This is a genomic window from Streptomyces roseolus, assembly GCF_014649855.1.
Taxonomy (GTDB): Bacteria; Actinomycetota; Actinomycetes; order Streptomycetales; family Streptomycetaceae; genus Streptomyces; species Streptomyces roseolus.
Map to the genome: position 1 here is coordinate 1 of NZ_BMTV01000095.1, position 551 is coordinate 551.

Below are 551 nucleotides of genomic sequence, written 5' to 3' on the forward strand. Positions count from 1 at the left end.
GCGGTCGAGGTGGCGTTGTTCCGGCTGGTGGAGTCGTGGGGTGTGCGCCCGGACTTCGTGGCCGGGCATTCGATCGGTGAGCTCGCGGCCGCGCACGTGGCGGGGGTGTTGTCCCTGGAGGACGCGGCCCGCCTGGTGGTGGCGCGTGCGTCCCTGATGGACGCGCTGCCGTCGGGCGGTGCGATGGTGGCCGTGCAGGCGGCGGAGGCCGAGGTTCTTCCGCTGCTGGAGGGCCGGGTCGCGGTCGCGGCCGTCAACGGCCCGACCTCGGTGGTGATCTCGGGTGACGAGGACGCGGTCCTCGCGGTGGTGGAGAAGCTGCGCGAGCAGGGCCGCAAGACGAAGCGTCTGACGGTGTCGCACGCGTTCCATTCCCCGCACATGGACGGGATGCTTCAGGAGTTCCGGGCGGAGGCCGCCAAGCTGACGTTCTCCGAGCCTTCGATTCCCGTCGTCTCCACCCTCACCGGTCGTCTCGCCGAGGGCGACGACCTGCGGACGCCGGAGTACTGGGCCGACCAGGTCCGCGGCGCGGTCCGCTTCGCCGACGC

1 protein-coding gene is annotated in these 551 nt (G+C 72.1%); it reads left to right on the forward strand.

Going from position 1 to position 551, the window contains the following annotated elements; all coding sequences use genetic code 11:
- Positions 1 to 551, forward strand: a 551-nt coding sequence (locus IE245_RS36605; RefSeq protein ID WP_189955793.1) for an acyltransferase domain-containing protein, incomplete at both ends; no start/stop codon positions are given.